The organism is Xanthomonas sp. 3075 (genome assembly GCF_014197275.1).
GTDB lineage: Bacteria > Pseudomonadota > Gammaproteobacteria > Xanthomonadales > Xanthomonadaceae > Xanthomonas > Xanthomonas campestris_B.
Genome location: NZ_JACIFI010000010.1, coordinates 115,982 through 135,128 on the forward strand (window position 1 = coordinate 115,982; position 19,147 = coordinate 135,128).

The following is a 19,147-nucleotide window of genomic DNA, read 5'->3' on the forward strand; positions in this document are numbered from 1 at the left end:
GTTGTGGCGGACAGCGCGGCTTCAGGACTGACACTTGATTCAGTCGCGCAATGCCCCAGTTTAACGCAATGTGGCGGCCTGCCCGGTCGGGTGGGCCGTTTTGGTTTCCAGGAGACCCAACGTGAGCGACAAGGTTCAACATGTCGGCGATGCCGACTTCGATACAGCTGTACTGCAATCCAGTGAACCGGTCCTGGTGGATTTCTGGGCCGAATGGTGCGGCCCGTGCAAGATGATCGCCCCGGTGCTGGACGATCTGGCCACTACATATCAGGGCAGACTCAAGGTTGCCAAGGTCAATGTGGACCAGAACCGCGCCCTGGCCGTCAAGTACCACGTGCGCTCGATCCCGATGCTGCTGCTGTTCAAGGACGGGCAGGTGCAGGCGACCGAGATCGGGGCAGTTGGCAAGGGCCAGCTGACCCAGATGATCGACAAGACCCTGGGCGGCGCAGCTGCCTGAGTGAATGGGCGTCCAGCAATGGGCGCCCTGTGGTTCGCCAGCAGTTAACTGCGGCCCTGGCAGACGCTTGCGCGGTTGCGCGCAGCGGTGATAGTGTCAGCTGATCCGGCGCACGCTCGTGCACCGCCGTACCCCTCTAGAAACATCTTCTAGACTCCCATCACCAAAGTTCGCCCCCCAGCCGGGCGCTCGCACTCTTAGCGAGGAATCACGCACTTGTCCGATCATCCTTCCTCCGATACCGGGAGCAGCGTCGACGCTCCTGTCGAGAAGCGCGTGCGCAAGCCGCGCGTGAGCAAGACCGCCGTCGCCCATGACGATGCCGGCGCACAGCAGCCCAACCTGCCCTTGCCCGCCAGCCCCGCACCCGACGCTCCACGCGCTCCGCAGGCACCGTCGCACGCTGCCGATTCGGTACCGGCGCAGACGTCCAGCGATGGCCCCTATGCCGGTAACCCGCCCAGCACCAGTCAGGGCGGCGACCGTGGCGAATCCCGCGAAGGCGGCCAGTCGCAGCAGCAGCGCTTCAACCAGGCGCAGCAACAGCAGAATCAGACGCAGGGCCAGGGCCAGCAACAGAGCCAAGGCCAAGGCCAGCAACAGGGTCAGGGTCAGGGCCAGAACGCCGGGCAGAATCCGCAGGGCCAGGGGCAGAACCAGCAAGGCAATCGCCGCGACCGGTTCCGTAACCGCCGTGACCGCGGGCCGCGCGACAGGTTCGGTAACGAAGGCGGCGGCATGCCGTCTTCCGATGGCAGCAACGAGCCGTTCATCGCGCGTCCGCATCCGGCCGTGCCGGAAGGCTTCCCGATCTATTCGCTGAGCGACCTCAAGCGGATGCCGGCGCAGAAGCTGCTGGACATCGCCGATCAGCTCAACATCCAGGAAGGCGTGGCGCGCGCGCGCAAGCAGGACGTGATCTTCGCCCTGCTCAAGGTGCTGACCCGCCATGGCGAAGGCGTTGCCGCCGACGGCGTGCTGGAAATCCTGCCCGACGGCTTCGGCTTCCTGCGTGCCGCCGAAGCCAGCTACCTGGCCGGCCCGGACGATACGTATATCTCGCCCAGCCAGATCCGCCGCTTCAACCTGCGCACCGGCGACCATTTGTCCGGCCGCATCCGCTTCCCCAAGGACGGCGAACGCTATTTCGCGCTGTCGATCGTCGACACCATCAATGGCGAGCCGCTGGAAGCCAGCAAGAACAAGGTGCTGTTCGAGAACCTGACCCCGCTGTTCCCGCGCCGCCGCTTCCGTCTGGAGCGTGGCGATGGGTCCACCGAGGACATCACCGGCCGCATCCTGGATCTAATGGCGCCGCAGGGCAAGGGTCAGCGTGCGCTGATCGTGTCCCCGCCCAAGGCCGGCAAGACGATGATGATGCAGCAGGTGGCCACGGCCATCACCAGCAATCATCCCGAAGTGCACATGATCGTGCTGCTGATCGACGAGCGCCCGGAAGAAGTGACCGAAATGCAGCGCACCGTGCGCGGCGAGGTCATCTCCTCCACCTTCGACGAACCGGCCGCGCGCCACGTGCAGGTCGCCGAGATGGTGATCGAGCGGGCCAAGCGCCTGGTCGAGCACAAGAAGGACGTGGTGATCCTGCTCGATTCGATCACCCGTCTGGCGCGCGCCTACAACAACGTGGTGCCCAGCTCCGGCAAGGTGCTCACCGGTGGTGTGGATGCCAACGCGCTGCACCGTCCGAAGCGCTTTTTCGGTGCGGCCCGTAACGTCGAAGAAGGCGGCTCGCTGACCATCATCGCCACCGCGCTGGTCGAGACCGGCAGCAAGATGGACGAGGTGATCTACGAAGAGTTCAAGGGCACCGGCAACAGCGAAGTGCATTTGAACCGTCGCATCACCGAAAAGCGCGTCTACCCGGCGATCGACATCAACCGCTCGGGCACGCGTCGCGAAGATCTGTTGATCGAGCCGGAGCTGCTGCAGAAGATATGGATCCTGCGCAAGCTGTTGCACCCGATGGACGAGATCGCGGCAATGGAATTCCTGCTGGACAAGATGAAGACCACCAAGTCCAACGACGAGTTCTTCAGTTCGATGAAGCGCTGACCTCGATCGGCATTGTCGATAAAAAAGCCCCGCATCGCGGGGCTTTTTTGTGGGCGCGGTGGTTGTTCGTGAGACGCGAACTTGGTTATCGTCCGCGCCACGCATGCGGTCATTTGGCGGCTACGCCAAACGACGCGCGTCCGCATAGGGCGGGGTGTCGGGGTAATCGTCCTCGCGCAGCCTTGCCTGCAGGTCGCGCCACCATTGCGGGTCGAACAGTTCCGGATGCAGGTGCTTGACCGCTTCCAGCTGCGAGGCCGGCAGGCCCATGAACAGCGCGAAGCGCTCGGGAAACACGTCGCGCGGGCCGACGTGGAACCAGGGCTCGGCGGACATCTGTTCTTCGTAGGTGGTGGGGGTTGGCCAATCGCGGAATGTGCATTCGGTGATCAGGCACAGCTCGTCGTAGTCGTAGAACACCGCGCGCTGATGGCGGGTGATGCCGAAATTCTTCAGCAGCATGTCGCCGGGAAAGATGTTGTTGCGCGCCATGTCCTTGATCGCCTGGCCGTAGTCCAGCGCGGCCGCATGCGCGGCCTCGGGCAGTTGTTCGCGCAGATACAGATTCAGCGGGCGCAGGCGCCGTTGCACGTAGCACAACGCAATCAGTACATCGTCGCCATCCTCGCTCAGGCTCAGCGCGCAGCTGGTCTGCAGTTCTTGCAGCAGCGCAGGCGAGAAGCGCGATTTGGGAAACCGCAGGAAGCGATACGGCTGCGCATCCAGCAGACGACCGATGCGATCGAGCTGGAACACCAACTCGTATTTGCCTTCGACCTGCGCGCGGCTCATGGTCTTGGGATACGCAAAACGGTCGCGGATCAGCTTGAACACCAGCGGATAGCTGGGCAGCGTGAACACCACCATGACCATGCCGGGTGTGCCGTCGGCATGCACCAGTTGTTCGGCTGGATGCGCCTGGAAATGGCTGAAAAACGTGCGATAGCGTTCGGTCTTGCCCTGCTTGGCACGCCCGAGCATCGTGTACAGCTCATCGACCGGCTTGTGGGTGAGCAGGCTGCGCAGGAACACCACCGCATCGCCGACGGTGGCCAGATCGGCCTGGAAGTAACTGCGCGAGTTACTGAACAGCTGCGCGACATCGCTCCGCTTGGTCAGTACCGCTTCGGCGCGTAACCCGGCAGCGTCGTTGACCAGCGCAATGACGAACGGGGAAAAGCGATGTTCGCCAAACACCCGCCCGATCAGATACGCACGACGCTCGCGGTAGAACACCGTCTCCAGCAGTTCCACACTGCGCACCGGATGCTCGCCCCAATGTGCGAGATCGTCGAGCAGGCGCACCGCGATCGCGGCCGCGCACCGGGTACGGTGCGCATACGGCAGGGCAAACGCGTAATCGCCGAGCACGCGCACCAGCATGTCGGTCAGCCGGCCCGGCGAGACTGCGTAGGTATGGCGCGCGACCGGCAGCGTGATCGCATCGGTCGGCTCGATATCCAGCGCGATGAATTCGATCTCGGCATCGACCCCGTGGGTGCCAAAGTACCGCCGGGTCAGGGTGTTGTAGAAGGTCTTGTACAACTCCTGATCGATCAATCCGCTCAGCAGCGCGGCGTAATGGCTGCGTGCGCGCATCCACAAGATCCGGTCGTGCGCCTGCCCGAGCAGCACCGCGCGCAGACGCAACATGCATTCGGTGATGTATTGATCGTAGAGCGCGATGCGTGCGACCGCGTCGTCGCGCGCGGCGCTCCAGTCGCGCGTCTCGAAACGCTGCTTGGCACGTGCGGTGATCTCGGCAAACCGCGCGTGGTAATCCTCGAAGGCTTCATACACGGCCTGGGCGATCGCCAGTGCGCGGCGCTCGGACTGCGGCGGTAACGGGAGCTGGCTCATGGCGGCAGTGTACCCAGCGCATGTTGCGGCGTGCAGCCAAGACAACCGGCCAATCGAGCAGGCGCGTCGTCGACGAATGCCGAGGCCGCTCGCAGCCAGGGACAGCACCCGTGACCGGAAAGACATTGCGCCGTCATGCGAGGTCTGGCACATGCCGACCGCGCTATCGCAATGGCATTAAGCCCACAAAAACGACAAGGCCCGCCTCTCATCAAGGCGGGCCCTGCATGGCGCACTTGCTGGACGCACCGACGGGCGGTGCGCTGGATCAGGCCTTCAGCGTCGCCAACACCTCGTTGAAGGTCTTGCTCGGGCGCATCGCCTCGCTGACCTTGGCCAGATCGGGGTGGTAGTAGCCGCCGATGTCCACCGGCTTGCCCTGGGCGCCGTTGAGCTCGGCCACGATGGTGGCTTCGTTGTCGGTCAGCGCCTTGGCCAACGGTGCGAACTTGGCCTGCAATGCGGTGTCTTCGGTCTGCGCGGCCAGGGCCTGCGCCCAGTACATCGCCAGATAGAAGTGGCTGCCGCGGTTGTCCAGCTCACCGACCTTGCGCGCCGGCGACTTGTTGTTGTCCAGGAACTGGCCATTGGCCACGTCCAGCGCCTTGGCCAGCACGGTGGCCGACGGATTGTCGTAGCGGTTGCCCAGATGCTCCAACGAGGCGGCCAGGGCCAGGAACTCGCCGAGCGAATCCCAACGCAGGCTGTTCTGTTCGACGAACTGCTGCACGTGCTTGGGCGCCGAGCCGCCGGCACCGGTTTCGAACAGACCGCCGCCGGCCATCAGCGGCACGATCGACAGCATTTTGGCGCTGGTGCCCAGCTCCAGGATCGGGAACAGGTCGGTGAGGTAATCGCGCAGCACGTTGCCGGTGACCGAGATGGTGTCCTGGCCCTTGCGGATGCGCTCCAGCGAGAAGGTGGTCGCGTCCACCGGCGGCAGGATGCGCAGATCCAGGTCGTTGGTGTCGTGGTCCTTCAGGTATTTCTCGACCTTGGCGATCACCTGCGCGTCGTGCGCGCGCGCCTTGTCCAGCCAGAACACGGCCGGGGTATCGCTCAGACGTGCACGCTCGACCGCCAGCTTGACCCAGTCCTGGATCGGCGCGTCCTTGACCTGGCACATGCGCCACAGGTCGCCGGCTTCCACCGCATGTTCGAACACGGTGGCGCCGGTGTCGTCGGTGACCTTGACGGTGCCGGCGGCGGCGATCTGGAAGGTCTTGTCGTGCGAGCCGTATTCCTCGGCCTTCTGCGCCATCAGGCCGACGTTGGGCACCGAGCCCATGGTGGACGGATCGAATGCGCCATGCGCCTTGCAGTCGTCGATCACCGCCTGATAGACATCGGCGTAGCAGCGATCCGGGATCACGGCCTTGGTGTCCTGCAGCTTGCCTTCGGCATTCCACATCTGACCGGAGTCGCGGATCATCGCCGGCATCGACGCATCGACGATCACATCGCTGGGCACATGCAGATTGGTGATGCCCTTGTCGGAATTGACCATCGCCAAGGCCGGACGCTGCGCATATTCGGCCTGGATATCGACCTTGATCTGCGCCTGCTGTGCTTCCGGCAGCGAGCCGATGCGTGCGTACAGGTCGCCGATGCCGTTGTTGGGATCGAAGCCGACCGACGCGAGCGCTTCGGCATGTTTGCTCAGCGTGTCCTTGTAGAACTCGCCGACCACCACGCCGAACAGCACCGGGTCGGAGACCTTCATCATGGTGGCTTTCAGGTGCACCGAGAACAGCACGTCCTTGGCCTTGGCATCGGCGATCTGCGCGTCGATGAAGCTGGCCAGCGCACGCTTGCTCAGCACGGCGGCATCGACGATTTCGCCAGCCTTCACCGCCACGCTTTCCTTCAGCACGGCGCTGCTGCCGTCGTTGCCGACGAACGCGATCTTCAGCGTGCCGGCGGCCGCCAGCGTGGTGGATTGCTCGCTACCGAAGAAGTCGCCCTCCTGCATATGCGACACGTGCGACTTGGAGTCGCGGCTCCACTTGCCCATGCGATGCGGATGCTTGCGTGCGTAATTCTTCACCGACAACGGCGCGCGGCGATCGGAGTTGCCTTCGCGCAGCACCGGATTGACCGCGCTGCCCTTGACCTTGTCGTAGCGCGCCTTGATGTCTTTTTCGGCAGCGTCCTTGGGTGCGTCCGGGTAGTCCGGCAATGCATAGCCCTGGCCCTGCAATTCGGCAATGGCGGCCTTGAGCTGCGGCACCGACGCGCTGATGTTGGGCAGCTTGATGATGTTGGCTTCCGGCGTGGTGGCCAGCGCGCCCAGCTCGCCGAGGTCGTCGGCGATCTTCTGGGCGTCGGTCAGCTGTTCCGGAAACAGCGAAAGAATGCGGCCGGCCAGCGAGATGTCGCGGGTTTCGACCACGATGCCGGCGGTATCGGTGTAGGCATCGATGATCGGCAGCAGCGACTGCGTGGCCAGATAGGGTGCTTCGTCGGTGAGCGTGTAGATGATCTTCGGTGTCTTCGACATAGGGTGCGATGGCTCGTGTGGTCGGAAGGAACGCCGCCTCCAGTGACGATGGCGCCGGCGTGCGCGACGGAGGTCGCTGATGGCACGCCGATCGGCCAGCGCGTAGCACGCGGCGATGGATCAGCAGGGCATTGTCGCGTCTGAGCCGCGCCCGGGTAAAGCGACCACGGGCGGACGCTCCATCCCGTCACCCGGCCCATCGACATGGATGCAGCTGTAACGAATGGGTCACGCAGTCAAAAGGCGCGATCGTGTGATCGCGCCTTTTGAGGTGTTGCATGTGCGATAGCGCGTACTCTCACCGTGTTGGCCCGGGATCTACCAGGAGCAGTGGCAGCGCTCATCGGCCCGAAACGGCTGTGAATGCAGTTCGCGTGCGTGGGCACGCAGCCGCTTGACCGATCAGTTCACGGAAATGGTCTGCGGCGAACCTGCCGGCTTGCCACCCACCATCGTCTCGATGGTGTAGCTGCCGGTCGGCCAACCGTATGGCTTGTTGAAGCTCAGGTTGGTGGTTTCGGCGCCGTCGGTATTCAGCGTTGCGGTCTGCTCGCCTGCCACCTGACCGTCCTGAAAGATCATCTTGGCCGAAACCGGCACGTTTTTCGCGCTGCCATCGGTCTTGATCGAGACGATGATGGTGTTTTTCAGGCCGATGTTGGCAGAGGGCTTGACGCTCTTGTCGGCCGCCACCTCGGTGCCGACCACCACGCTGGACACGGTGACGCCGGAACCCGTCGCGGCAGGAGCGGCGGTCTCGGTACTTGCAGCGCCGGAGGCGGTGCTTTGGCCAGCCTGGTCACTCGCTGGTGGAGTGCCGGCCGGGCCGGGCATCGCAGCGGTGGCGGCGCCGGAGGTCGGATCCTTGGACACGGCGGCGTCGTCGGCCTTCTTGCTGCACCCGGAGAGCGCAATGACGCCGGCAAGCGCCACGGCGAGGGTGCTTGAAATGGATATGCTACGCATGGATCAATCTCCAGAGATCGAACGGATCGTTGGTCTTTCAACCGTCTTCAGCGCGCAATGCGCCTATGCCTTGGGAGGCAAGTGCAACACCTGCCCTGGGAACACCTTGTCGGGATCCTTCAGCGTTTCGCGGTTGATTTCGAAAATACGCGGCCACAGATTGCCGTCGCCCAGATGGTGCTTGGCGATGCTGGACAAGGTGTCACCGGTCTGCACGGTGACCGATTCTCCGACCAGCTGTGCATTGCCATGCACGCTGGTACGCACGTTGGAAACGTCTGGCGCAGGCGAGATCTGTGCGGTGCTATCGACCGAAGACGTCACGTCGGAGAAATCGGCTTTCTTGTCGGCACTCATTGCTGCAATCCTTCGAACATCAGGTCATTGCAGCGTGCGTGCAGCGCCGTTAAGCGTGGATCGCGCCTGGGTGAAGCTGGCGCGATCCTGGCTGCGCGGTCATTGGCGCACGTCGCGGAAGATCGACAGCGGTGTCGGCACGCTGGGCGAGCTACGCAGCGGGTTAATGTCCAGCCCGCCACGGCGGGTATAGCGCGCTTCCACTGTCAGCCATTCCGGCGCGCAGCGGTTCAGCACGTCATTGAAAATCCGTTCGACGCATTGTTCGTGAAACTCGGCGTGGTCGCGGAAACTCACCAGATACCGCAGCAACCCTTCCCTGTCGATCGGCGCGCCGCGGTAACGCAGCGTGACGCTGGCCCAATCCGGCTGGCCGGTGACCGGGCAATTGGATTTGAGCAAGGCCGAGGTCAATACCTCTTCCACCGAAGCCAGTTCGTGCGCCGCCAGATACGCGGCATTCGGCGGGCCGTAGTCGTCGATGCTGACATCGAGCATATCGATCGATTCGCCTTCGCCCACCGCATCGATCGGCGGTAGACCGAATTCCACCGCCACATCGGCACCGGCGCGCGTGGACAGGTCGGTGGCGATGCGCGTGCGCACCGCTTCGGCGCTATTGAAACGCGTGGCGTTGAGCGAGTTGAGATACAGCTTGAGCGATTTGGATTCGATCAAGGCGGGCGAATCGCAGGGCACGTGCAAGGTTGCGGTGGCCACGCACGGCTTGCCGTGCGCGTCGAGCCAGCTGAGTTCGTAGGCATGCCAGCGATCACGGCCGATAAAGGGCACTGCACCGGCCAGGCCGATCGCCTCACGGCCGGCCGCACGCGGAATCGGAAACAACAGGGACGGGTCGTAGCCGCTGGGATAGGCGACCTCACGACCGAGTGTGGAATCTTCTGGGGTATTCATCCAGTCATTTTAAGTCGAGCGGGCTGGCCGTGAGGTATACGGCAGACGCTGGAGCACCGAGCTGGCGACCCAAGCAGCGGGCCTTCAAGCTGCCCGCCGCCCCACTCGATCGCCAACGCTCAGCGAGAAACCTGCAACTGCACACGATTCCCTATTCCCCACTCCCCATTCAGCCCGCCTCACCCTGATGCAGATAATCCAGCGACACCTGCAACAGCGCGCGCAAGCCCACATCCAGCGACGATTCGTCGAGCAGGAACTGCGGCGAATGGTTGCTGGGCGCAGTCGCCGGGTCGATGCCCTTGGCGGTGGAACCGACAAAGAAGAACATCGACGGCACCTGCTGGGCGTAGAACGAGAAATCCTCCGCACCCATCTGCAACGGCGGCTCGTAGACATTGTCGGCGCCGACCACGGCCTGCAGGCTGGGCAGCATCTTGGCGGTCAGTGCGGGGTCGTTGACGGTGGCCGGGTTGCCGGGCTGGTCCGGCACCTGCGCATCCACCTTGGCGCCATGCGCGGCAGCGGTGTGCTCGGCCACGGTCTTGAGGTCGGCGAAGATCTGCTGACGCATGCCTTCGTCGAAGGTGCGGATGGTGCCGACCATGTCCACGTCGTCGGGGATGATGTTGTAGCGGATGCCGCCCTTGATCGCGCCGAAGCTCAGCACCGCCGGTTGCTTGGACAGGTTGGCGCGGCGGCTGACCACCGTTTGCGCGGTGGAAATCATGTCGGCGCTGGCCACGATCGGGTCGATGCCGTTCCACGGTGCCGAGCCGTGGGTCTGGCGGCCGATCATCTTGATCGCAAAGCGGTCCGAGGCCGCCATCAGCGGGCCGCTGCGTACCGCGATCTTGCCGGCCTGCACGCTGGAGAACACATGCAGGCCGAACACCGCCTGCGGTTTGAAGTCGGCGAACAGGCCTTCCTTGAGCATCAGCGACGCGCCGCCCTCCTCGTTGCCCGGTGCGCCTTCTTCGGAGGGCTGGAAGATCAGCATCACTTCGCCGGGCAGCTGCTCGCGCATGCCCACCAGCGCTTCGGCCACGCCGAGCAGGATCGCGGTGTGGGCGTCGTGGCCGCAGGCGTGCATCACCCCGACCTGCTCGCCGCGGTACTCGGCGGTGGCCTTGGAGGCGAACGGCAACCCGGTCTGCTCCTTCACCGGCAAGGCATCCATGTCGGCGCGCAAGGCGATCTTCGGCCCCGGCTTGCCGCCCTTGATGATGGCCACCACGCCATGGTGGGCGATGCCGGTGCGCGGCTTGAGACCGAGCTTGCGCAGCTGCGTAGCGACGGTGGCGGCGGTGCGCTCCTCGCGGTTGGACAGCTCCGGATGCTGGTGGAAGTCGCGGCGCCACTGCACCAGCTTGCTCTGCAACGGCGCGGCGGCGGCCTGGACTTCGGGCCGGGGCGCGGCCTGGGCGGCGGCCAGGGTGGGCAGGGCAAGCAGCAGCGCGCTGGTCAGCAGCCGGGAGTGGCGCATCGAAACATCCTCTGGAAATGGAACTTCACTTTAGTCCACCCATGCGCTGGATGGGCTGCAGTGGGGCCCGATTCAGGCCCGCGGTCAACCGCAGCGGCCCTGACGCGTTGCCGCTGCACCGCATCTGTGAACGTGTTGGTCGTTTCGCCGGGCAAGCCGTTACTTCAGTAACACTCAATTGCCTTGCTGCAACGATATGCTTCGCATCGCCGCCCCCCACGGTCGCATCCACGCGACCGGCCCGCCCTCAGGAGTTGTCGCATGTCGCGTTTTTGGAAGATCACACTGCTGGTCGTAGCGGTGCTCGTCGTGGTGCTGGTCGCAGTGCGGATGCTGGGCGGGGGCAATCATGGCAAGCGGGCCGGCGCGCCGGACGACACTGGCAGCGAGGACAGCGGCCCGGTGCCGGTCACGGTGGTGGCTGCCACCACCCAGGATGTGCCGGTCTACGCCAGCGCGCTGGGCACGGTCACCGCACTCAATACGGTCACGGTCAGCCCGCAGGTCGGCGGCCAGCTGATGAGCCTGAACTTCAAGGAAGGCCAGGAAGTGAAGAAGGGCGAGCTGCTGGCGCAGATCGACCCGCGCACGCTGCAGGCCAGCTACGACCAGTCGCTGGCGGCCAAGCGGCAGAATCAGGCGCTGCTGGCGACCTCGCGCGTGAACTACCAACGCTCCAACGACCCGGCCTACAAGCAGTACGTCTCGCGCACCGACCTGGATACCCAGCGTAACCAGGTGGCGCAGTACGAGGCAGCGGTGTCGGCCAACGATGCGCAGATGCGCTCGGCACAGGTGCAGTTGCAGTTCACCCGCGTCACCGCGCCGATCGACGGCATCGCCGGCATCCGCGGCGTGGACGTCGGCAATATCGTCAGCAGCAGCTCGACCATCGTCACCCTGACCCAGATCCGCCCGATCTACGTGTCCTTCAACCTGCCCGAGCGCGAGTTGCAGGCAGTGCGCAGCGGTCAGGCAGCCGCACCGCTGGACGTGGCGGCGCTGGATCGCGGCGATGCGCACATCATCAGCGGCGACGGCAAGCTGGACGTGATCGACAACCGTATCTCCGCCGACAGCGGCACCTTCAGCGCCCGCGCGATCTTCGCCAACACCGACAACGCGCTGTGGCCGGGCCAGTTCGTCAACGTGCGCCTGCAATTGCGCACGATCTCCGGCGGCACCGTGGTGCCGACCCAGTCGGTGCAGCGTGGCCCGGATGGCGATTACGTCTACGTGGTCGGCACTGACAACACCGCGCAGATGCGCACCGTGGTGCAGGGCGTGGAAGTGGACGACAGCCACGTGCAGATCACCAAAGGCCTCAAGCAGGGCGAGCGCGTGGTCACCGAAGGCCAGTTCCGCTTGAAGCCGGGCAGCAAGGTCAGCGCGCTCAAGCCGGGCGAGACCCCGCCAGAACCCACCGAGGCCGAACTCAAGGCCGTGCAGGACAAGCAGGAACGCGGCGGCACCGGTGGCCGCCGTGGCGGCGGCCCGCGCTAACGCCTGACCGCTGGCGACGGGACTTCCGTCGCCAGTGCGCGTCGGCGCCCTGCGCGCCGGTTTCGATTGACGTCTCCAGCAAGGACACCCCCCGTGGGCTTTTCGACCATCTTCATCCGCCGTCCGATCGCCACCTCGTTGTTGATGGCGGGCGTCCTGCTGCTGGGCATCCTGGGTTACCGGCAGTTGCCGGTCTCGGCGCTGCCGGAAATCGACGCGCCCAGCCTGGTCGTCACCACCCAGTACCCCGGCGCCAACGCGACCACCATGGCCTCGTTGGTGACCACGCCGCTGGAGCGCCAGTTCGGGCAGATTTCCGGGCTGCAGATGATGACCTCCGACTCGTCGGCGGGCTTGTCCACCATCATTTTGCAGTTCTCGATGGAGCGCGATATCGATATCGCCTCGCAGGACGTGCAGGCGGCGATCCGCCAGGCCACCCTGCCCTCGTCGCTGCCGTATCAACCGGTCTACAACCGGGTCAATCCGGCCGATGCAGCGATCCTCACGCTCAAGCTCACCTCCGATTCGCTGCCGCTACGCGAGGTCAACCGCTACGCCGATGCGATCCTGGCCCAACGCCTGTCGCAGGTGCCGGGCGTGGGCCTGGTGTCGATCGCCGGCAATGTGCGGCCTGCGGTGCGCATCCAGGTCAATCCGGCGCAGCTGTCGAACATGGGCCTGACCATGGAGTCGCTGCGCAGCGCACTCACCCAGACCAATGTCTCCGCGCCCAAGGGCTCGCTCAACGGCAAGACCCAGTCCTACAGCATCGGCACCAACGACCAGCTCACCGATGCGGCGCAGTACCGCGAAACCATCATCAGCTACAAGAACGGCGCGCCGGTGCGGCTGGCCGATGTGGCCAAGGTGGTGGACGGGGTGGAAAACGACCAGCTCGCCGCGTGGGCCAATGGCAAGCCGGCGGTGCTGCTGGAAATCCGCCGCCAGCCCGGCGCCAACATCGTGCAGACGGTGGAGCAGATCCGCAGCATCCTGCCGCAGCTGCAATCGGTGCTGCCGGCCGACGTGCACCTGGAAGTGTTCTCCGACCGCACCGAAACCATCCGCGCCTCGGTGCACGAGGTGAAGTTCACCCTGGTGCTGACCATCGCGCTGGTGGTGGCGGTGATCTTCGTGTTCCTGCGCCGGCTGTGGGCCACCATCATTCCGTCGGTGGCGGTGCCGCTGTCGCTGGCCGGCACCTTCGGAGTGATGGCGTTCGCCGGCATGTCGCTGGACAACCTGTCGCTGATGGCGCTGGTGGTGGCGACCGGATTCGTGGTCGACGATGCGATCGTGATGATCGAAAACATCGTGCGCTATATCGAACAGGGCAAGAGCGGGCCGGAAGCGGCCGAGATCGGCGCCAAGCAGATCGGCTTCACCGTGTTGTCGCTGACCGTCTCGCTGGTGGCGGTGTTCCTGCCGCTGCTGCTGATGCCCGGCGTCACCGGGCGGCTATTCCACGAGTTTGCGTGGGTGCTGTCGATCGCGGTGGTGATCTCGATGCTGGTGTCGCTGACGCTGACGCCGATGATGTGCGCCTACCTGCTCAAGCCCGACGCATTGCCGGAAAGCGACGACGCGCACGAGCGTGACGCTGCGGCCGGCAAGACCAATCTGTGGACCCGCACCGTGGGCGCCTACGAGCGCAGCCTGGACTGGGTGCTGGCGCATCAGCCGCTGACCCTGGCGGTGGCGATCGGTGCGGTGGCGCTGACGGTGGTGCTGTATGTGGCGATCCCCAAGGGCCTGCTGCCCGAACAGGACACCGGCCTGATCACCGGCGTGGTGCAGGCCGACCAGAACGTGGCCTTTCCGCAGATGGAGCAGCGCACCCAGGCGGTGGCCGCCGCGCTGCAGAAAGACCCGGCGGTGACCGGCGTGGCCGCTTTCATCGGTGCTGGCACCATGAACCCGACGCTCAACCAGGGCCAGTTGTCGATCGTGCTGAAGACGCGCGGCGACCGCGAGGGCCTGGACGAGGTGCTGCCGCGCCTGCAAAAAGCCGTGGCCGGCATTCCGGGCGTGGCCTTGTTCCTCAAGCCGGTGCAGGACGTCACCCTGGACACGCGCGTGGCCGCCACCGAATACCAGTATTCGATCTCGGATGTGGACAGCACCGAGCTGGCCACCTGGGCCGGGCGCATGACCGAGGCGATGCGCAAGCTGCCCGAGCTGGCCGACGTGGACAACAACCTGGCCAACCAGGGACGTGCGCTGGAACTGACCATCGACCGCGACAAGGCCAGCATGCTCGGCGTGCCGATGCAGACCATCGACGACACGCTGTACGACGCCTTCGGACAACGCCAGATCTCCACCATCTTCACCGAGCTCAATCAGTACCGGGTGGTGCTGGAAGTGGCGCCGGAATTCCGCAGCAGCACCGCGCTGATGAATCAGCTGGCGGTGGCCAGCAACGGCAGCGGCGCGCTGACCGGCACCAATGCCACCAGCTTCGGTCAGGTGACCTCGTCCAACTCGTCCACCGCCACCGGCGTGGGCAACCAGAACACCGGCATCGTCGTCGGCGCCGGCAGCATCATTCCGCTGGCCTCGCTGGCCGAAGCCAAGGTCACCAACACGCCGTTGGTGGTGAGCCACCAGCAGCAGCTGCCGGCGGTGACCATCTCGTTCAATCTGGCACCGGGGCACTCGTTGTCGCAGGCGGTAGCGGCAATCGAAAAAGCGCGCGAAGACCTGAAGATCCCGACCCAGGTGCATGCGCAGTTCGTCGGCAAGGCCGCCGAATTCACCGGCAGCCAGACCGATATCGTGTGGCTGCTGCTGGCCTCGATCGTGGTGATCTACATCGTGCTGGGCGTACTGTACGAAAGCTACATCCACCCGCTGACGATCATCTCCACGCTGCCGCCGGCCGGTGTCGGCGCGTTGCTGGCGTTGATGATGTGCGGGCTGAGCCTGTCGGTGGACGGCATCGTCGGCATCGTGCTGCTGATCGGCATCGTCAAGAAGAACGCGATCATGATGATCGACTTCGCCATCGACGCACGCCGCGAAGGCGCCAACGCGCACGAAGCGATCCGCCGCGCCTGCCTGCTGCGCTTCCGCCCGATCATGATGACCACCGCCGCCGCGATGCTGGGCGCGTTGCCGCTGGCGCTGGGCACCGGCATCGGCTCGGAACTACGTCGCCCGCTGGGCATCGCCATCGTCGGCGGCCTGCTGCTATCGCAGCTGGTGACGCTGTACACCACCCCGGTGATCTACCTGTACATGGAACGCGCCGGTGAGCGGCTACGCGCCTGGCGTGCGCGCCGTGCCGCCCGCCGCGACGGTGTGACCCCGGCCTCCACCTCGGAGCGCCCGGCATGACGACTGGTGCAGCGAAGGCTGATCGGATTTCCGGCCTGCGGCGGCGCATGCCCACACGCGCATTCGGGCGTGGCTTTGGCCCTGCTTGCCGAATCCCGATTCCCGATTCCCGAATCCCGGCGCTACAGCCATGAACATCTCCGCGCCCTTCATCAAGCGCCCGATCGGCACCTCGCTGCTGGCGATCGGTTTGTTCGTGATCGGATTGATGTGCTATCTGCGGCTGGGTGTGGCGGCGTTGCCGAACATCCAGATCCCCGTGATCTTCGTGCACGCCACGCAGTCCGGCGCCGATGCCAGCACCATGGCCTCCACCGTCACCGCGCCGCTGGAACGCCACCTGGGCCAGCTGCCAGGCATCGACCGCATGCGCTCGTCCAGTTCGGAGAGCAGCAGCCTGGTGGTGCTGGTATTCCAGAGCAATCGCAACATCGATTCGGCCGCGCAGGACATCCAGACCGCGATCAACGCATCGCAATCGGACCTGCCCTCCGGGCTCGGTACGCCGATCTATTCCAAGGCCAACCCGAACGACGACCCGGTCATCGCCATCGCATTGACCTCGGACACCCAGTCGGCCGATGAGCTCTACAACGTGGCCGACTCACTGCTGGCGCAGCGCTTGCGCCAGATCACCGGCATCAGCTCGGTGGATATCGCCGGTGCCTCCACGCCGGCAGTGCGCGTGGACGTGGACCTGCGCGCGCTCAACGCACTGGGCCTGACCCCGGACGATCTACGCAACGCGGTGCGCGCCGCCAACGTCACCTCGCCGACCGGCTTTTTGTCCGACGGCAACACCACCATGGCCATCATCGCCAACGATTCGGTGGCCAAGGCCGCCGATTTCGCGCAGCTGGCGATCTCCACCCAATCCAACGGGCGCATCGTGCGGCTGGGCGATGTGGCCACCGTCTACGACGGCCAGCAGGATGCGTATCAAGCCGCCTGGTTCGACGGCAAGCCGGCGGTGGTGATGTATGCCTTCACCCGCGCCGGCGCCAACATCGTCGAGACCGTGGACCAGGTGAAAGCGCAGATCCCCGAATTGCGCGCCTACCTGCAACCCGGCACCAAGCTCACCCCCTACTTCGACCGCACGCCCACCATCCGCGCCTCGCTGCACGAGGTGCAGGCCACGCTGATGATCAGCCTGGTGATGGTGATCCTGACCATGGCGCTGTTCCTGCGTCGGCTCGCGCCCACGCTCATTGCCGCGGTCACCGTGCCGTTGTCGCTGGCCGGCTCGGCGTTGGTGATGTACATGCTGGGCTTCACCTTGAACAACCTGAGCCTGCTGGCGTTGGTGATCGCCATTGGCTTTGTGGTCGACGATGCGATCGTGGTGATCGAAAACGTCATGCGGCATCTGGACGAAGGCATGCCGCGCCTGGAGGCTGCCCTGACCGGTGCGCGCGAGATCGGCTTCACCATCGTCTCGATCACCGCCTCGCTGGTGGCGGTGTTCATTCCGATGCTGTTTGCCAGCGGCATGGTCGGTGCGTTCTTCCGCGAGTTCACCGTGACCTTGGTGGCGGCAATCGTGGTGTCGATGCTGGTGTCGCTGACCTTGACCCCGGCGCTGTGCAGCCGCTTCCTGTCGGCGCATACCGAGCCGGAAAAACCCGGCCGTTTCGGTGCCTGGCTGGACCGCATGCACGAACGCATGCTCGCCGTTTACACCGTGGCGCTGGACTTTTCGTTGCGCCACGCGCTGCTGCTGTCGCTGACGCCCTTGCTGTTGATTGCCGCCACCATCTTTCTCGGCGGTGCGGTCAAGAAGGGATCGTTCCCCGCGCAGGACACTGGCCTGATCTGGGGCCGCGCCAATTCCAGCGCCACGGTGTCGTTCGCCGACATGGTCAGCCGCCAGCGCCGCATCACCGACATGCTGATGGCCGACCCGGCAGTCAAAACCGTGGGCGCGCGCCTGGGCTCGGGCCGCCAAGGGTCCAGCGCCTCGTTCAATATCGAGTTGAAGAAGCGCGACGAAGGCCGCAGCGACACCACCGCACAGGTGGTTGCACGGCTGAGCGCCAAGGCCGACCGCTACCCGGATCTGGATCTGCGCCTGCGCGCGATCCAGGACCTACCCAGCGACGGCGGTGGCGGCACCAGCCAGGGCGCGCAATACCGGGTGTCGCTGCAGGGCAATGACCTGGCCCAGTTGCAGGAATGGCTACCGAAGCTGCAGGCGGCGCTGAAAAAGAATGCGCGCCTGCGCGATGTCGGTACCGACGTGGATACCTCGGGCCTGCGCCAGAACATCGTGATCGACCGTGCCAAGGCTGCGCGCCTGGGGATTTCGGTCGGTGCGATCGATGGCGCGCTGTATGGCGCGTTCGGCCAGCGCTCCATCTCCACCATCTATTCGGATCTCAACCAGTACAGCGTGGTGGTCAACGCGCTGCCCTCGCAGACCGCCACGCCCAAGGCGCTGGACCAGATCTTCGTGCCCAACCGCGCCGGCCAGATGGTGCCGATCACCGCGGTCGCCACCCAGGTGCCTGGCATGGCGCCGCCGCAGATCATCCATGAAAACCAGTACACAACGATGGATCTGAGCTACAACCTGGCACCGGGCGTGAGCACCGGCGAGGCAGATCTGATCATCAAGTCCACCGTGGAAGGGCTGCGCATGCCCGACGGCATCCGCCTCAGCGGCGACGACAGCTTCAACGTGCAACTCAGCCCCAACTCGATGGGCGTGTTGCTGCTGGCCGCAGTGCTCACCGTCTACATCGTGCTGGGCATGTTGTACGAGAGCCTGATCCACCCGGTGACCATCCTGTCCACGCTGCCGGCGGCAGGCGTGGGCGCGCTGCTGGCGTTGTTCCTGACCAATACCGAGCTGTCGGTGATCTCGATGATCGCGCTGGTGCTGCTGATCGGCATCGTCAAGAAGAACGCGATCATGATGATCGACTTCGCGCTGGTGGCGCAGCGCGTACACGGCATGGATGCGCGCGCGGCTGCACGTGAGGCCTCGATCGTGCGCTTTCGCCCGATCATGATGACCACGATGGTGGCGATCCTGGCGGCAGTGCCGCTGGCGGTGGGCCTGGGCGAAGGCTCGGAACTGCGTCGCCCGCTGGGCATCGCAATGATCGGCGGGCTGATCTTCTCGCAGAGCCTGACCCTGCTCAGTACCCCTGCGCTGTATGTGATTTTCTCGTGCCTGAGCGAACGCTGGAAGGCGCGTCGCGCCCGTGCGCGCGCGCGCCGTGCAGAACGGGCGGCAGCGCGGCGCCCGGCTGCCTCGGCGCACTGAGCCGCAGCTGACAAAAGACCGTACTCCGCCAGATGCGTGCGGTCTTTTTTGATAACAGATCGCACTGATTTTTTACTAAGCTCACCGTCAGGTGGATGTCGCCAGCTTTTTGCTTCCCATCAGCACACGACCAAGCTGCCAGGTGCGATGCCCTCGCCGCTTGCGGGACCGTGTGGCGGCATGGATGCCGCCACCGAGCCTCCACGGACGGATTCACGGCGTGTCCCGCAAGCGGTGAGGGCATCGCGCCCTCGAGGCGCTCGACTTCGGAACAACCAAGCAATGCTGAAGCTCAAGATCCCGGTCGCCTTGAGAGGTAATCGAATGGTGTGGATGCGCCGAGTGCGGAGCGGATGATCTGTGGCTTTGCTGCAGGGCCCTTGCCCGCCCACCATCGCGGGACACGCAGCA

Annotated in this window: 11 protein-coding genes; 5 read left to right on the top strand and 6 right to left on the bottom strand. The window is 65.0% G+C overall.

The window, feature by feature from the left end; all coding sequences use genetic code 11:
- Positions 1 to 121: 121 nt before the first annotated feature.
- Both trxA and rho read left to right on the top strand, forming a co-directional pair.
- A complete protein-coding gene (trxA, locus tag GGR62_RS11405; RefSeq protein ID WP_184408012.1) occupies positions 122 to 463 on the top strand; it encodes a thioredoxin TrxA in 342 nt (113 codons plus the stop codon).
- A gap of 216 nt (positions 464 to 679) precedes the next feature.
- Positions 680 to 2,536, top strand: coding sequence for a transcription termination factor Rho (gene rho, locus GGR62_RS11410; protein ID WP_184408013.1), 1,857 nt, complete (start codon positions 680 to 682; stop codon positions 2,534 to 2,536).
- A gap of 120 nt (positions 2,537 to 2,656) precedes the next feature.
- On the opposite strand, the gene aceK is transcribed toward rho, so the two are convergent.
- The 6 genes from aceK to GGR62_RS11440 all read right to left on the bottom strand — a co-directional run bounded on the left by aceK (position 2,657) and on the right by GGR62_RS11440 (position 10,620).
- Positions 2,657 to 4,396 carry a bifunctional isocitrate dehydrogenase kinase/phosphatase gene (aceK, locus tag GGR62_RS11415; protein WP_184408014.1) on the bottom strand — a complete coding sequence of 580 codons (1,740 nt, stop codon included), beginning with the start codon at positions 4,394 to 4,396 and terminating at the stop codon, positions 2,657 to 2,659.
- 268 nt (positions 4,397 to 4,664) lie between these two features.
- A complete protein-coding gene (locus tag GGR62_RS11420) occupies positions 4,665 to 6,896 on the bottom strand; it encodes an NADP-dependent isocitrate dehydrogenase (RefSeq protein ID WP_184408015.1) in 2,232 nt (743 codons plus the stop codon).
- 402 nt (positions 6,897 to 7,298) lie between these two features.
- Positions 7,299 to 7,862, bottom strand: coding sequence for a hypothetical protein (locus GGR62_RS11425; protein ID WP_184408016.1), 564 nt, complete (start codon positions 7,860 to 7,862; stop codon positions 7,299 to 7,301).
- A gap of 63 nt (positions 7,863 to 7,925) precedes the next feature.
- Positions 7,926 to 8,219, bottom strand: coding sequence for a LysM peptidoglycan-binding domain-containing protein (locus tag GGR62_RS11430; RefSeq protein ID WP_184408017.1), 294 nt, complete (start codon positions 8,217 to 8,219; stop codon positions 7,926 to 7,928).
- 99 nt (positions 8,220 to 8,318) lie between these two features.
- Positions 8,319 to 9,134 carry an NADPH-dependent 7-cyano-7-deazaguanine reductase QueF gene (gene queF, locus GGR62_RS11435; RefSeq protein ID WP_184408018.1) on the bottom strand — a complete coding sequence of 272 codons (816 nt, stop codon included), beginning with the start codon at positions 9,132 to 9,134 and terminating at the stop codon, positions 8,319 to 8,321.
- Positions 9,135 to 9,303: 169 nt separating this feature from the next.
- Positions 9,304 to 10,620 (bottom strand): M20 family metallopeptidase, encoded by a 1,317-nt coding sequence (locus GGR62_RS11440; RefSeq protein ID WP_184408019.1) that lies wholly within the window; start codon positions 10,618 to 10,620, stop codon positions 9,304 to 9,306.
- A 261-nt stretch (positions 10,621 to 10,881) separates the two neighbouring features.
- On the opposite strand from GGR62_RS11440, the gene GGR62_RS11445 reads away from it, so the two are divergent.
- The 3 genes from GGR62_RS11445 (at position 10,882) to GGR62_RS11455 (ending at position 18,736) form a co-directional block, all read left to right on the top strand.
- Entirely contained in the window at positions 10,882 to 12,123 is a 1,242-nt protein-coding gene (locus tag GGR62_RS11445) for an efflux RND transporter periplasmic adaptor subunit (protein WP_184408020.1), read from the top strand.
- A gap of 93 nt (positions 12,124 to 12,216) precedes the next feature.
- Positions 12,217 to 15,465, top strand: coding sequence for an efflux RND transporter permease subunit (locus GGR62_RS11450; RefSeq protein WP_184408021.1), 3,249 nt, complete (start codon positions 12,217 to 12,219; stop codon positions 15,463 to 15,465).
- A 130-nt stretch (positions 15,466 to 15,595) separates the two neighbouring features.
- The gene (locus tag GGR62_RS11455; protein ID WP_184408022.1) at positions 15,596 to 18,736 is read left to right on the top strand and encodes an efflux RND transporter permease subunit; all 3,141 of its coding nucleotides are present in this window, start codon (positions 15,596 to 15,598) and stop codon (positions 18,734 to 18,736) included.
- The last annotated feature ends 411 nt before the right edge of the window (positions 18,737 to 19,147 follow it).

What these genes read in the sequence shown, in the direction of transcription:
- GGR62_RS11440 (WP_184408019.1), bottom strand. Translation starts at nt 10,620, where the DNA reads ATGCGCCACTCCCGGCTGCTGACCAGCGCGCTGCTGCTTGCCCTGCCC.
- GGR62_RS11430 (WP_184408017.1), bottom strand. Translation starts at nt 8,219, where the DNA reads ATGAGTGCCGACAAGAAAGCCGATTTCTCCGACGTGACGTCTTCGGTC.
- queF (WP_184408018.1), bottom strand. Translation starts at nt 9,134, where the DNA reads ATGAATACCCCAGAAGATTCCACACTCGGTCGTGAGGTCGCCTATCCC.
- GGR62_RS11425 (WP_184408016.1), bottom strand. Translation starts at nt 7,862, where the DNA reads ATGCGTAGCATATCCATTTCAAGCACCCTCGCCGTGGCGCTTGCCGGC.
- GGR62_RS11455 (WP_184408022.1), top strand. Translation starts at nt 15,596, where the DNA reads ATGAACATCTCCGCGCCCTTCATCAAGCGCCCGATCGGCACCTCGCTG.
- aceK (WP_184408014.1), bottom strand. Translation starts at nt 4,396, where the DNA reads ATGAGCCAGCTCCCGTTACCGCCGCAGTCCGAGCGCCGCGCACTGGCG.
- GGR62_RS11420 (WP_184408015.1), bottom strand. Translation starts at nt 6,896, where the DNA reads ATGTCGAAGACACCGAAGATCATCTACACGCTCACCGACGAAGCACCC.
- GGR62_RS11445 (WP_184408020.1), top strand. Translation starts at nt 10,882, where the DNA reads ATGTCGCGTTTTTGGAAGATCACACTGCTGGTCGTAGCGGTGCTCGTC.